The organism is Acinetobacter sp. CAU_H_S139_7, from assembly GCF_058599305.1.
Map to the genome: position 1 here is coordinate 825,863 of NZ_CM178651.1, position 13,162 is coordinate 839,024.

General features: G+C 41.9%; 12 protein-coding genes, 4 tRNA genes and 1 riboswitch. Of the genes, 3 read left to right on the forward strand and 13 right to left on the reverse strand.

Annotation, left to right across the window (positions count from 1 at the left end):
* Positions 1-8 precede the first annotated feature (8 nt).
* Positions 9-668, reverse strand: a complete 660-nt coding sequence (gene ribB, locus AC4MC0_RS04045; RefSeq protein WP_333641543.1) for a 3,4-dihydroxy-2-butanone-4-phosphate synthase — start codon at positions 666-668, stop codon at positions 9-11.
* Positions 669-773: 105 nt separating this feature from the next.
* Positions 774-936, reverse strand: a riboswitch (FMN riboswitch).
* 264 nt (positions 937-1,200) lie between these two features.
* On the opposite strand from ribB, the gene AC4MC0_RS04050 reads away from it, so the two are divergent.
* On the forward strand, positions 1,201-2,985 hold the full coding sequence (locus AC4MC0_RS04050) for a DUF2157 domain-containing protein (RefSeq protein ID WP_333641544.1): 1,785 nt from the start codon (positions 1,201-1,203) through the stop codon (positions 2,983-2,985).
* Positions 2,982-3,584, forward strand: coding sequence for a GDYXXLXY domain-containing protein (locus tag AC4MC0_RS04055; RefSeq protein ID WP_333641546.1), 603 nt, complete (start codon positions 2,982-2,984; stop codon positions 3,582-3,584). The genes AC4MC0_RS04050 and AC4MC0_RS04055 overlap by 4 nt, the downstream gene beginning before the upstream one ends.
* 64 nt (positions 3,585-3,648) lie before the next feature.
* Here AC4MC0_RS04055 and panD read toward each other — a convergent pair whose 3' ends face one another.
* From panD to AC4MC0_RS04110, 11 genes are all read right to left on the reverse strand, one after another.
* A complete protein-coding gene (gene panD / locus AC4MC0_RS04060) occupies positions 3,649-4,029 on the reverse strand; it encodes an aspartate 1-decarboxylase (protein ID WP_004695506.1) in 381 nt (126 codons plus the stop codon).
* 143 nt (positions 4,030-4,172) lie between these two features.
* A complete protein-coding gene (gene pth / locus AC4MC0_RS04065) occupies positions 4,173-4,754 on the reverse strand; it encodes an aminoacyl-tRNA hydrolase (protein WP_004695508.1) in 582 nt (193 codons plus the stop codon).
* 18 nt (positions 4,755-4,772) lie between these two features.
* The gene (rplY, locus tag AC4MC0_RS04070; protein WP_333641549.1) at positions 4,773-5,069 is read right to left on the reverse strand and encodes a 50S ribosomal protein L25; all 297 of its coding nucleotides are present in this window, start codon (positions 5,067-5,069) and stop codon (positions 4,773-4,775) included.
* Between the two features lie 101 nt (positions 5,070-5,170).
* The gene (locus AC4MC0_RS04075; RefSeq protein ID WP_004695513.1) at positions 5,171-6,124 is read right to left on the reverse strand and encodes a ribose-phosphate pyrophosphokinase; all 954 of its coding nucleotides are present in this window, start codon (positions 6,122-6,124) and stop codon (positions 5,171-5,173) included.
* 36 nt (positions 6,125-6,160) lie between these two features.
* Positions 6,161-6,235, reverse strand: a tRNA-Gln gene (locus AC4MC0_RS04080).
* 90 nt (positions 6,236-6,325) lie between these two features.
* Positions 6,326-6,400, reverse strand: a tRNA-Gln gene (locus AC4MC0_RS04085).
* A gap of 19 nt (positions 6,401-6,419) precedes the next feature.
* Positions 6,420-6,494: transfer RNA gene (locus AC4MC0_RS04090), tRNA-Gln, on the reverse strand.
* Between the two features lie 28 nt (positions 6,495-6,522).
* A tRNA-Gln gene (locus AC4MC0_RS04095) sits at positions 6,523-6,597 on the reverse strand.
* Between the two features lies 1 nt (position 6,598).
* Positions 6,599-7,429: a 4-(cytidine 5'-diphospho)-2-C-methyl-D-erythritol kinase gene (ispE, locus tag AC4MC0_RS04100; RefSeq protein WP_335997498.1), complete on the reverse strand. Its 831-nt coding sequence runs from the start codon at positions 7,427-7,429 to the stop codon at positions 6,599-6,601.
* Positions 7,430-7,440: 11 nt separating this feature from the next.
* Positions 7,441-8,022, reverse strand: coding sequence for a lipoprotein insertase outer membrane protein LolB (gene lolB, locus AC4MC0_RS04105; protein ID WP_335997496.1), 582 nt, complete (start codon positions 8,020-8,022; stop codon positions 7,441-7,443).
* Between the two features lie 5 nt (positions 8,023-8,027).
* Positions 8,028-9,737 (reverse strand): tetratricopeptide repeat protein, encoded by a 1,710-nt coding sequence (locus AC4MC0_RS04110; protein ID WP_335997494.1) that lies wholly within the window; start codon positions 9,735-9,737, stop codon positions 8,028-8,030.
* Positions 9,738-9,815: 78 nt separating this feature from the next.
* On the opposite strand from AC4MC0_RS04110, the gene hemA reads away from it, so the two are divergent.
* Complete coding sequence (gene hemA / locus AC4MC0_RS04115; protein ID WP_335997492.1) at positions 9,816-11,099, forward strand: glutamyl-tRNA reductase; 1,284 nt, start codon at positions 9,816-9,818, stop codon at positions 11,097-11,099.
* Positions 11,100-11,124: 25 nt separating this feature from the next.
* Here the strand turns inward: hemA and AC4MC0_RS04120 are convergent, their stop codons facing one another.
* Positions 11,125-13,020 carry a DNA primase gene (locus tag AC4MC0_RS04120; RefSeq protein WP_335997490.1) on the reverse strand — a complete coding sequence of 632 codons (1,896 nt, stop codon included), beginning with the start codon at positions 13,018-13,020 and terminating at the stop codon, positions 11,125-11,127.
* Between the last annotated feature and the right edge of the window lie 142 nt (positions 13,021-13,162).

Genomic DNA, 13,162 nt, shown 5'->3' on the forward strand with positions numbered 1-13,162 from the left:
CCTAAAAATTAAACTCCGTGTTTAATGCGATACTGCACCAATTCTTCAATGATGATCACAGTCAATTGATGCGTTTGCGCATAAGCCAACACTTGAATGCCAGAGGCCATAGTTCCATCGGCATTGGTCAGTTCACACAAGACACCTGCTGGCTTTAAGCCTGCTAAACGTGCTAAATCAATGGTACCTTCGGTATGACCACGACGGGTGAGCACACCGCCTTGGCGTGCACGAAGAGGGAATACATGACCAGGGCGGTTTAAGTCGCTGGCAACAGCCCCATCTTTAATTGCTGCTTTGACTGTGGTGGTGCGATCTTGTGCAGACACACCTGTAGTCACGCCAGTTGCAGCTTCAATGGTCACCGTAAATGCTGTTTTAAACTGACTTGAGTTATCTGACACCATAGGCACAAGGTCTAAGTGATCGGCCAATTCATCGGTCAGGCATAAACAGACAATGCCAGAGCCATCACGAATCATGCGTGCCATCGTTTCGACAGTGAGAGTTTCGGCAGCCACAATGAGGTCGGCTTCGTTTTCGCGGTCAAAGTCATCCATCACCAAAACAGGTTTGCCTTGGCGGATATCTTCTAAAGCTTGTTGGATACGTTGTTCAGCTGGAGAAAGGGCTGAAAAGAAAATTTCGGGTTGAATCAAACTAGACATTGAAACGCTCGCGTAAAATTGAAGTACGGTTGAACATTTCAGGACTTTGAAAAATTGGCGTAGCAATAAATCCTCACAGGTTTGCACCTGAGATTCTATTGGTCACGTCGTCTTCTTTCATCCGGACTATACCGTCGGCTTTGGAATTGAACCAAATCTGCGAGCCAAATAGATGATTTCTGCTTGGCTGGCTCGTGGGCTGATTCAGTCTGAATCATTCAACTGAACTTACCACCGGTGGGGAATTACACCCCGCCCTGAAGCGATGTAAATCCATTATAGTGCTAAATATTTAGAAAAACAGGGGGAGTTTTAGAATGATCAGTTTTATACATAGAACAAATTTTGCTATAGCGTTGTTTATGTTATTGGTTTGCTAAAGACCAACACTCTCTGTGTATGATTTCACTTAGTATGAGTTTAATGTCCAAGAATGAATATCTGAGAAAAACCATAAACATGAATAAGAAGTTTTTCTATAGTTTGAATGGTTTGAAATGATCAAGATAAAAATAAGAGTGAGGAGTTAGAATTGATCAAAATTCAACAATATGATTACCCTTGGAGTGCTGAATCCTTTATAAAGCATCTGCAAGTTTTTGGTTTTACACTCATTGCGGTCAGTATGTTGTATTTGGTTGCCGCCAATTGGTTTATGTTGCCACTGAATATTCAGCTGGCTATTCCCCAGTTGTTATTATTCCTCAGTGCGGTTTGCAGTTTGTGGCTGACAAAACATGATTTTCTAGTGCAGTGTTTACATAGTATCTGTGGTTTGATGATTGGTTTAAGTCTGGCTGTGATTGGTCAAATTTATCAAACGGGTGCTGACAGCTATTTATTATTTCTACTTTGGTCTGTGCTGCTTTTACCGTGGTTATATCGTCCGAATATTGGTGTATTTTTCCTTTTATGTATTATCAGCCAATTGGCGCTGTTTCTATTTTTTATACAAACCTTTTGGGGGGATCAATATCCAGATCTCTTTTTAATCAGTATTCATGTATTTGCACTGATTCAATTCTATCTCTGCAATAAATATTATTCGAAACTCCGTTATTTATTCTTGCTGTGGTTTGCCGTTCTCTCGGTTTGGCATATGGCGATGTATCTCTATGCGGATAAAAGCATTCTTTATTTCACAGTGTCTTTTCTCTTGTTGGGCATTTCACTGGCTTACTATTATCAAAATATGGATCAGCTATGTAGCGCACTTTCAGCCGTTGGCTTAGGCATTAGCTTTACCTTGATCATTGTGAAGGCGGTGACGGAGTGGTTTGGTCAGAATGAAATTTTTGAATTATTTTTTATCGCACTGATTATTTTTGCGTGGTTTGCTTTCATCACTTACATGTTGATTAAATTTATTCCACATAGTCGGTTCAATGCTATTCCACTTGCTGTGGGAGCTTGGATTGCGGGCATCGTCTTTGCTACGTTGATGCTGACCTTTTGGGGAAATTTCTCTTTGCTTATGGGCGTTGTCTTTGTGACTTTGGCGGCTTACTTATTGAAAGCCAAACAAAGTTTGTTTTTAAGACAATTTGCTTATTGTCTCTGGGTTGCAGGACAAATTGCGGTGATTTTTCACACCGTTGATTTAATGAATCAAATTCTTCCTATTCTATTGTTACAATTGGCGATGCTAGCACTCGCTTATTTCATGCGAACACATTGGTTCTTTATCTTTGTTCAAATTTTGGGTTTATATGCAGCAGGTGTGGCGTGCATTTGGGATATTAATGCACATCTCAGTTGGCGTAATATTGTTGAAAATTTTGTTTATTTAGCACTTTGGAATTATGTTTTCTATCTGGGAATTCTGGCTATAAAATTCATACAGCCAATTGAATATCAACGCAGTGTATTGCTTGCATCGCTTGGGGTTATTCTATTTTCCATGGGCTTTTATACTTTATTTGGAAAATATGAATTAGCGAAAATTGAGCACATTCCGATATTGGCTTTTGGCTTACCGATTTTATGGTTTGTACTTTTTGTCTTTTTACATATTCAAAAGCAGTTTCATTTATTTGCGCATTTTATTTTGACTGCTTTTGCAGTAGGGCTGATTTTTTATGGTTATTTCGATATTTTTATTTGTTTGGCCATCATTTCATGGGCATTAAAAACACAAGATAAAGTGATCTATGGATTTGCGCTGGCAACTTTCGCTTTAATTTTAGGGTTTTTATATTATTCCCTTGATGTGACCTTTCTATTTAAAAGTTTAAGCATGTTCTTGTCAGGTCTGATATTGCTCTTGCTGACATTGATCTTGATGCTATTTAAGCAAAAAGAGGAGTTCGGCATATGAAGAAAATGATTCCTCTTGCTTTGGTATTACTCAGCATCGCGGTATTTTTAGGCTTAATTTTAAAAAATGAATGGCACTTAAACCATAGTCAAACCATGTATGTGCGTTTGCAACCTGTAGACCCGCGTTCGATTATTCAGGGTGATTATATGGCGCTAAATTATCAACTTTATTTTGCGCCTCAGCATTTGAGTCCAGAAAGTACCAGCCAAGCCAACAGCAATCAAGAAGATCAGATTTTTTCAGGTCATTATTTTGATGAAGTGATTAAGAACAAGTCTTCGGTGCTCACTCATGTTGAACTCGATTCACAGAGGCGCGTGATCCATAGCTACTTTGAGTTCCCGAAAAATGTTCGTACAGCTCGACTGATTTTACAAAACCCGAATAATCGCTATAACGGACTTTATCCTGCGTCGAGAAGTTTTTTATTTGCAGAAGGTTTAGCGGATTGTTATCAGCAGGCAGAATATGCTGAGTTTAAAGTCGATGAGCAGGGCAATGCGATACTCACGGCATTGAAAGGTGATCAGCTACAAGATTTAGGCTGTGAGAGCAAACGAGATTGGTTGAGCGGGTTTCGCGCTGCTCAGAATTGATACAATTGCATTATTCTGCTCATAAAAAAATCCGCACGCAGCGGATTTTTTTAATCTATTGGGCTTAAGCCACTTGTACTGGAATGCAGTTTGCCATGTGACTTACAGTGTTATCTGGATTTGCATAAACTAAACGTGGTTTATGTGCATTTGCTTCAGCTTCTGTGAAATCACCGAATGTCGCAATAATCATTAAATCGCCTACATCGGCTTGATGTGCTGCACCACCATTGACTGAAATGATGCCAGAACCTTCTTCACCACGAATTGCATAGGTACTGAAACGCTTACCATTAGTCACGTTCCACATGTGAATTTCTTCATATTCGCGGATACCGGCTAAATCCAATAAAAGACCATCGATTGCACATGAACCTTCATAATGGAGTTCAGCTTGAGTAACAACACAACGGTGGATTTTTGCTTTTAATAAACGAGATAGCATGGCTAGCGTCTCCTGAGTGGACCTAAGATCGTTATCTTATGGTTGAATCAATCTGAACTTGCTGGATAAGCAATCAGGCAAGCGCATTTTGCCTTTAAAATGACAGTATGGCAAGCTGCATGGTTCAACATTTTTTTGACTTATCAGTTTGGTTTGTAAGCATTGATTTGATTCATGGCAGGCTGAATCTCACCATTCACCAGCATTTTAGTGCGAGCCAATGCGTGATGGATTGCGTCATCCATTAAATTTTGTTCATTGCTTGGTGCTTTGCTTAAGACATGTCCTGAAACACGTTCTTTTGAACCGGGGTGACCAATACCAATGCGCAAGCGATGGAAATTTGGACCGATATGAGGGACTATGTCACGTAAACCATTATGACCACCATGACCACCACCTGTTTTTAGGCGAATGACACCAGGGTTCATATCTAGTTCATCGTGAGCAATCAGTATTGCTTCTGGAGCAATATTGTAGAATTTTGCGAAGGGAACAACACTTTTACCAACAAGGTTCATAAAGGTTGTGGGTAATAGCAGACGGACGTCTTGACCTTCGATATTACCACGCCCACTCATTCCATTGAATTTTGGGTCTTTTTTAAGCGTAATGCCATATTGTTCTGCAAGGCGTTCAACAAACCAAAAGCCTGCATTATGGCGGGTTTGGGCATACTCAGAACCTGGGTTGCCCAAACCAACAATCAGTGAAATATTTGACACTAATTACACCAATAACACTTATGCGCGAACGAAGTCAGCGTGCATAGGCGTGTTTTTAGCTGGGTGACGTTGTAACGCTTTGATTTTAACGCTTTCAACTTTGTCGCCAACTTTGATTTCAACAACTTCTTCGAAGAAAGCGTTGTTTTCTAAAGCTTTAACAAGCTCACGAAGTTCTAAAGTAACAGCTACAGGTTCAGCAGCACCACCGTAGATGATAGCTGGAACTTGAGCAACGTGACGAAGGCGGCGGCTCGCACCTTTCCCTTGGTTAGCTGCTTCACGCGCTTGAGCGTTTAATACGAAGTTTGCCATGATAGACATCCTTAATTTAAGTTTTAAATAAACTAGATCTGCGACCGACCTAGTGAGACAAAGCCCTGCACTGGGCAGGGCTTTTAAAATTCAGCGCTATATTATAGATAAGAATCAAACATTGCGCTAATAGATTCTTCGTTGTTAATACGACGAATTGTTTCAGCAACCATACTCGCAACTGAAACTTGGCGAATCTTACCAAGAGCTTGAGCTTCTTCAGAAAGAGGAATGGTGTCTGTAACAACCAATTCATCAATCACAGAGTTTTTCAAGTTTTCAATAGCTTTACCTGATAAAACAGGGTGAGTTGCATAAGCAACCACTTTGCGCGCACCAAATGTTTTCAATGCATCAGCAGCTTTACATAACGTACCTGCAGTATCCACCATGTCATCTACGATGACGCAGTCACGGCCTTTAACATCACCAATCAAGTGCATGACTTGTGATTCGTTTGCCTTTTGACGACGTTTGTCGATGATAGCAAGGTCAATATCGCCCATTTGTTTAGCAACAGCACGTGCACGAACGACACCGCCAACGTCAGGAGAAACCACCATGAGGTTATCATGTGATTGTTGACGAAGGTCAGCTAAAAGCGCTGGTGTACCGTAGATGTTGTCTACAGGGATATCGAAGAAACCTTGGATTTGGTCAGCGTGAAGGTCGATCATTACCACACGGTCAATTCCTACAGTTGTCAGCATATCTGCGACAACTTTTGCAGTAATTGGAACACGTGATGAACGAGGACGACGGTCTTGACGCGCATAACCGAAATAAGGAATCACTGCGGTAATACGACCAGCACTTGCACGACGCAAAGCATCAGCCATAACGAGGATTTCCATCAGGTTATCATTCGTTGGGGCACAAGTAGGTTGTACGATAAATACGTCTTTACCACGAACATTTTCAGTAATTTCGACAGCAATTTCACCGTCAGAAAATTGACCAATAGATGCAGCACCTAAAGGGATGTGCAAGTGGCTTACGACTTTTTGGGCGAATTGTGGATGTGCAGATCCACTAAAAACGACAAGATTGGGCATGAAGCACCCTTGGCGGTTGGCAATTTAGGAATTAGATGGCAGGGGTAGCTGGATTCGAACCAACGGATGCCGATATCAAAAACCGGTGCCTTACCACTTGGCGATACCCCTAATGCGGCAGAACTTTAATATTTTTGCGTCTTTCTGTCAAGGTAAATTAACAGTAGAACAGCAAAGTGTTGTTCTGTCTTTTTTGGAAAATGGCAGGGGTAGCTGGATTCGAACCAACGGATGCCGATATCAAAAACCGGTGCCTTACCACTTGGCGATACCCCTAAATTTGATTACTGTAAAATGGCAGGGGTAGCTGGATTCGAACCAACGAATGCCGATATCAAAAACCGGTGCCTTACCACTTGGCGATACCCCTAGTACAGTCATCTACAGGTGAAATAAAATGGCAGGGGTAGCTGGATTCGAACCAACGGATGCCGATATCAAAAACCGGTGCCTTACCACTTGGCGATACCCCTATCAGGTAACGTGGATATGTCTTGTTGGTGATTCATTCAAGCTATTGACCAAGTAAGCTTTACATGGTGCATTTGCAAGAACATCATCAATGTTCATATCACTCGTTACTTCAGTAAAAACACAAGCACCTGTACCTGTAAGTTTTGCAACACCGAACTGGTCGAGATATTGCATTGCTTCATCTACTTTTGGATATAAACTTCTTGCCAAAGGCTCAAAATTATTTCCAAAATCAGATGGCTTTAACTGATAGGCGCAAAATTTAGAGCTCTTCGTGTTTCTTGTCAATGTTTTTTGTGAAAAAAGCAATTGAGTGCTGATAAAACAATCAGGTTTTAACACAATGTATTGTTTTTGATCTAAGTCTATGAATGTTAAGTGCTCACCTATGCCTTCAGCCCATGCATTGCGACCATGGATAAAGATGGGAACGTCTGCTCCTAACTGAACACCCAAGTCTGCTAGTTGCTGAATATTTAGCCCGCACTGCCACAGTTGATTGACCACGATTAATGTCGTCGCGGCATCCGATGAACCGCCACCTAAGCCTGCACCCATCGGAATATTTTTTTCAAGACGAATGGATAAACCGGTGGCTGTTTGTGCATACGGCTTAAGTATCTGTGTCGCTTTATAAATCAAATTTTGACTCAAATCGACACTGTTTAAGCCTTCAATATGAATCTCTTGATCCGTACGAGGCTCAAATTCCAACCAATCACACAGATCGATCAACTGGAAAATACTTTGCAGTTCGTGGTAGCCGTTTTCACGACGACCCGTAATGTGTAAAAACAAATTCAGCTTTGATGGGGCAGGGACACGGATCATAACGAGACAAACTAGCGGTTTTGAATGACCATTGTAATACGGTTTTCTGTACCATTTTCAAGTGCTTGTTTTAAAATTAACCGATTTGGCATATGGGCTTGCTCATTATAGGTCAGCTCAACGCTCCAACCATCTTCAATGATCTGTACTGCTCGTTTGGCACTGTCACGTTGGATTTGTGCTTGAACTGTTGCCGGTTTGGCTTGAACCCAATTGACTAAATGGGTGATGGGTGCCTGCCAACCTGTTGCTGTTTTTAAAAGTTCTTCAGGGGTTTCAGCTTGGATGAGGCCAGTTTTAGCACTATTCAGGCTAACTTCACCTGGACGGCCTGTAATTTGCGTTTTACCAACGCCTAAAATTCCACTGAGTTCAATATCAAACTCTTGTTGCTGTTGTACCCATGTAAAAAAAGCACTGCCTGTTTGTTCTGGCGTACGCACCCCAATTTTACCTTGTAAGCTAAATTGTTGATCAGATTCAGTTTGTATGGTGTTTGGATCAAGCTGTGGTTTGGTAAATTGTTGACAGCCTGTTAGTGCCAAGCTACTTGCAGCAAGTAAGCTTAAGCTCAGATTTGAGAAAATACGCATAAAAACTATGAGCTCTTTTTCAGTTGTTGGGGTAACAATAAAGTATTAAGTTGATCCAATTGAGGATCATTTGGGTGTTTTTGTTTGAGTTGTTGTAACACAGTGGAGAATTTTTGCAGATCACCGAGCATATAGACTGAACGCGCATAACGCACGCCAATATTGACACTACCATTGATGAGATAGGCTTTTTCTAAGACTTTGGCTGACGTGCTAAAGTCATTTTGTAAGTAACAAATAAAGCCTAAGGTGTCTAAGATGGAGGCCTGTTCAGGGGCATATTCTAAAGCATGTTCAACAAATCTGCGTGCATCATCTAAGCGTCTGTTTTGCAAGGCTAAAGTGTATGCATAAGCATTGAGATAGGTTGGGCTATTAGGCTCGATACTTAACAGTTGATTTAGCAACTTTTCAAGTTTGTCTTTATCTGTATGTGGATCCAACATTAGCACTTCAGAATAGATCAGTTCAGGATCATCTGGTAAGTTCTTAATCGCCTCATCTAACAGTCGCATGGCTGCGGCTTTATTATTCATGCGCTTTAAAATATCGGCTTGCGCCTGATACAAAAAGCTTGCATGTTGTGGATAGTTCACCCGTTCTTGGGTTAAAAAGCGCAAAGCATCATTGGGTTTGCTTTGCTGGGTATAGATACTGATGAGGCTACGACGCGATACGGTATACAGGCTACCATCGACCAGACGATAGTAGGCTTTTGCTGTTTCAAAATGCTGTTTTCGTTCAGCATTCACTGCTAGATAGTAATAGGCTTCATTTTGATATTCGGCCGAATTACGTAGTTCAACCAGATATTTTTCCGCTTTTTCGTACTTCTTTAAGTCAATACTGGTTAACCCTGCAATAAACAAGGCTTCTTCTTGGTCAGGCCATTTTTTAATCAAGCTCTCAAGCTTGGTTAAGGCCTCATTTGACGCATTAATTTTAATCAGATATTTGGTTTCGGCTAAACGGACATCGACATTGTCACGGTGTTTACGACTCGATTTTGCATACCAATTACGGGTTTCTTCTTCTTGACCGAGTGCGCTCAGTAAGTTGGCCTTCATCAGGATGTAGCCTGTGACTTTTCCACGCTTTTTTAGGGCTTTATTGATGGTGGTTAGGGCTTGTTGAAGTTGGCCATTTTGCGCCTCTAAACCTGCAATCAACGCCAAAATAGAGGGGTTGTTCCGCTCCTTACTCGAACGTAACGCTTGAATGAGAATTTCTTGATCTTCAGGTTCTTCAGGGGCAATCCCAGCAAGGATTTGCTCTAAATCGGCATTGGCATCAATATTGAGAATTTTATCGAGCGTTTCAGCCGCAAGTTCATATTCATGTGCTTTGAGTGCAATGTGAGACAAATAAAATAATGCTGGAACATCGGTGGGCTCTTGCACCACCCAATGCGTTGCAATGTCGAGTGCGGCATGCAAGTCATTTTGTTCAAGAGCAATATTTAAAGCGCGCTGTTTAATGGTGGTGGAATTACTTTTAATCGCCAACACAGTATAGTTGTGTAGGGCAGTTGCACTGTCTTGGTAAGCCAGTGCAAATTCGGCAATCATACTTTGTTGAATTGCATCATAATTAGATAGCGAAAAATCTCCAGCTGCTCTAAGATGAGCACTAGATGCCATGCTACCGACGAGTAAGAATGTGGTAGAATATTGCTTAATTCTCGCGCCGCTCAGTCGGCAATGTGTTTGACGCAATTTTTCTTGATCCAAGTAATGCTTTTTATGACACCGTTATTGCACAATAGCATAAATTTAGCGAAATGATGATCTGATATGTCTTTCTTTGCATTGGGTGTCAACCATCAAACCGCCTCCGTAGAATTGCGTGAGCAAATTGCATTTAACCCTGAAAAGTTAACGCAACTGCTTGAGCAACAAGGCCAAAACCAAGACTTAAATGAAATGGTGGTGGTCTCTACGTGTAACAGAACAGAAGTGTATGCCATGTCTGAAAACTCAGATATGGTATTGAACTGGCTCGCCCAAGCAAATGGCATAGATGTTAAACAATTGTTGAATCATGTATACCGTTATGAAAATGCGCAGGCTGTGACTCACTTGATGCGTGTTGCAAGCGGTTTAGATTCACTCATGCTTGGTGAACCGCAAATTTTGGGGCAGGTTAAATCTGCACTATCTCTAGCGAAGACGGCTCATACTGTTTCTCCTCATTTAAACCGAATTTTTGAATATGCTTTCTATGCGGCGAAACGCGTCCGCTCTGAAACGGCTGTGGGTAGTCATGCCGTATCGATGGGCTACGCGGTGGCTCAGTTGGCATTACAAGTGTTTAGTAAGCCTGAAAAGTTGACAGTCATGGTGGTCGCTGCGGGCGAAATGAATAGCTTAGTGGCGAAGCATTTGGCTGAAATGGGAGTCGCAAAAATCCTCATTTGTAACCGTACACGTGAACGGGCTGAAACTTTGGCTCAAGAAATAGCCCATCGTGTAGATGTTGAAATCATTGAATTTGATCAGTTGGCCAATAACTTAGCGCGTGCAGATGTCATTTCCAGTTGTACCGGTAGTTTACATCAGGTGATTCATTATCCAGATGTCAAAGCTGCTTTAAAAAAACGTCGTTATCAACAAATGTTGATGGTCGATTTGGCTGTTCCGCGTGATATCGACCCGAAAGTGGAAAGCTTGGATGGCGTCTATTTATATGGCGTAGATGACTTACAGTCTGTGATCGATGAAAACCTTGCTCAGCGTCGTCAGGCCGCGGTTGAAGCTGAGGTCATGGTTAACCAATTAGCAACGGAGTTGGTGACCCAGCAGAAGGTCAATCTCGCAGGTGAAACCATCCATGCTTACCGTCAGCAAGGTGAACAGTTAAGACAAGAAGAATTAGATCTAGCGCTGGCACGAATTGCGAAAGGGGAACAGGCGGAACAGGTGATGCAAGAGTTTGCACATCGTTTGACGCAGAAGTTACTACATCCGACCTCGATTATGCTGCGTGAAGCAGCCAAATCTGAAGATCCGAGTCATTTTGAACAAATGCAAACGTGTTTAAATGAGACTTTTGCTAAACGACGTAAAACTAAAAAGTAAATCTAAATATAAAAATGCAATAGGTTTAAGTAATCAGTCTTAAGCCTATTTTTTTGGTCAGTTCAAAGAGTTTATGTTTTAAATTTCGTGTCTCAATTAATGAATTTGGGGCTTTAAGTTTAAGTTTTAAATATTTTTCTTCAAGCGAAAGGGCATATTCACTGGCCAGTTTATCCGCCAGTTCTGGTGTTTTAGTTAGTTCTTCAATATTGGTGCGCTGCATAATATCGGCAATCGCGTTGGCATAACGGCTACACGCACCCAGTACATAATAGGTCGCCAGTTCTTGGTCATCGGGTAAATCATCAAAGATGCCATCTAAGACTTGTAGCACATGCGCTAAAAGTTCATCTTCAGGTAAATAGGCGCGTAGAGTTTCAAAGTGAATATACAAAAACGGATGATGGATCAGAACAGCGAGCGCGAAGTCTTCATCTTTGGTACGAATATTAAAAGACAACGAGGCATCGTTGCTGACTTGAGGTGTCCAGCGACGACCAAAACCGAGTTTTTCTTTGAAGGATTGATTTAGCAAATAACGGAAAGAGCCTGTTTTTGGCAATAAGTCCGTAAGTTGACGTAACTCACTCATGACCTGACTTTTACCTTCAGGGCTGCTGATGTCATGGTTCTGTGTCAGATGTGCAAATACAAAGTCTGACAACAGTGGGGCTTGTTGAAGCAGCTTATTAAAGTTTTCAATACCTTCGCGACGAATCAGTGAGTCAGGGTCATGGTCATTTGGTAAAACAAAAAACTTCAGCTCGCGACCATCATTGAGTAAGGGGAGCGCAATTTCTAAAGTACGGCGTGCCGCTTTTTGTCCAGCCACGTCACCATCGAAGGCAATGGTAATCCGGTTGTTTTGTTTAAACAGAATATTTAAGTGTTCGGTGTTACTGGCAGTTCCTAAGGTCGCTACGGCACCTGCTATGCCATACTGCTGTAGCGCAATCACATCCATATAACCTTCGACCAACAGCCAGTCTTGGGCTTTTTGTTTACGGCCTTCATATAAACCATAAAGTAATTGGTTTTTATGAAATACCTCAGAGTCTGGTGAGTTGATGTATTTGGGCTTAATTTCGTCATTGAGAGCACGACCACCGAAGCCCACCACGCGACCTTTGGCATCACGAATCGGAAATATGACGCGATCCCGCAGTAAGTCAAAGTCACGACCGTTGTCGCTAGTGCGAATCAATCCGAGTAGCTTTAAGCCTTCGATATCTTGTGGGAAGGCTTTTTCTAGGTGTTGCCAGTCCTCAGGTGCATAACCTAAACGCCAATATGCAATGGTATCTCGACTGAGCCCGCGCTGTTTAAAGTACTGCTGAGCAGCGCGACTATGCGGTAGTTGTTGCTCATAGTATTGCGCAATATTTTCTAACAGGTCGTATAAGTTGCCTTCCTGAACGGGGGCGGTGTTGAAGCCTTCGAAAGTATCAAAATCAGCGTAACCCTCTTGGTAGTCCATGGACTGAAATTCAGCAAAAGGATCATGCTCAATCTGAAACTCAGGTTGTGCTGGAGCTGGCTCGGTTTTCTTGGCTTCTGCGACATCGACCTGTGGTTTTTGGGCAGGTTTAGCTTCGCGCTTATACACCAGTTTTTTCGAGTCACGGTTGTCTTTTGGAAGTTCGATGCCTGTTTGGCTCGACAAATCCTTCATCACATCAATAAAGCTACGACTGTCGATGTCCATTAAAAAACGAATGGCATTACCATTGGCCTGACAACCAAAACAGTGAAAATACTGTTTGTCACGATATACGTGAAAAGACGGTGATTTCTCTTGATGGAATGGACAACAGCCTGAATAGGTACGACCTGACTTTTTAAGTTTCACACGTTGACCAATCAGGTCGACAATGTCGGTCCGATCTAAAATTTGGTCAATGGTGTGTTGAGGAATAGCCATGTCGAATCGTCAGTCGCTGATGTTTTGAACCGTGAAAAGAAGCAGAGATGGAGGTTGTAAAATGCAAAAAACCATCGAATCTAGATTGTTTTGTATACCGTTTAGGCGTTTTGATCAAGCGGAAATCGCACAAAACAAAAGG